The sequence below is a fragment of the Melaminivora alkalimesophila genome (genome assembly GCF_000282995.1).
GTDB lineage: Bacteria > Pseudomonadota > Gammaproteobacteria > Burkholderiales > Burkholderiaceae_C > Melaminivora > Melaminivora alkalimesophila.
Map to the genome: position 1 here is coordinate 1 of NZ_ALEE01000649.1, position 969 is coordinate 969.

The 969-nt window shown below is 75.4% G+C and carries 1 protein-coding gene and 1 pseudogene; both read right to left on the reverse strand.

The features are described from left to right. Positions 1–105: pseudogene (locus A612_RS17995) on the reverse strand (LysE family translocator); the annotation flags it as partial. A gap of 88 nt (positions 106–193) precedes the next feature. Then, a partial coding sequence (locus tag A612_RS18000; RefSeq protein ID WP_019374831.1) for a DUF6306 domain-containing protein occupies positions 194–969 on the reverse strand: 776 nt, incomplete at its 5' end.

Genomic DNA, 969 nt, shown 5'->3' on the forward strand with positions numbered 1-969 from the left:
GCCGCGGTTGGCGGCCAGCGCGGTGGACAGGGTGGTGTTCGGTCCGGGGGTGAAGCTCATGGCGGTGGCAAGCACCAGCAGGGCGGTGAATTCGACCAGGGGCATGGAAAACGGGCAGGGCGGGGCGTTGGATGGAATGCGCAAGGGCCCAGCGCTCGCCGCCGGGCCAGGGCGCATTACAGCACCGGCGCAGCTAGCCCGCTGCGGCAGCGTGGCCCGGAGAGTCGCCAAGGTGCGCCAGGCGGTCCTGCCGGGCTTCCCGCATGGCCTGCAGGTCGGCGCGCAATTCCTCGCGCTCGAGCGTCTCCAGCAGCGTGTCCAGAGCCTGCACCACCTCGTTTTGGTGCTCGCGCAGCAGGGCCAGCCGCTCGTGCAGGCCGGTGGCGGCCGCGGCCTGCTCGTACAGTCCGCCGGTGCGCGGCGAGGGCCACGCGTCCAGGGACTGCAGCGCGCGCAGCAGCACCCCGCACCAGCGCACCGCATCGTCGTGTAGGGCCTCGACAGGTGCGCGCGCCGGCCCGTCCGGCGCCAGTGCCTGGGCCGCCTCCAGCGCCACCCACGCGGCGGCGCGCTCGGCCTCCAGCAGGGCGTTCAGCCGGTCGGCGAGCTGCGCATCGCGCTGGCGCTCGAACTCGGGGGCATAGCACACGGGCGAGGCGTACTCGACGAGCGGTGGCTTGAGCAGCGCCAAGTGCGCGGCCGCGTCCTGCGCGAGCTGGCGCACCAGCGCGCCCGCGCCGGTCGCCCCCACACGCTGCTCGTGCTGCTCGTGCTGCCCATGGGCGAAGGATTCGAGCGGGGCGAGAAAGGCCGTGCCCAGCACCGCGGCCTGCGCACCAGCGGCCAGCACCCGCGCCACGTCCTGCCCGTCGGCCAGGCCGCCGGCGGCGGCCACCGGCAGCTCGGCCAGCGCCAGCACCTCGGCCAGCAGCTCGGCCAGCGGCTGGCGCCCGTGCCCGTGGCCGCCCG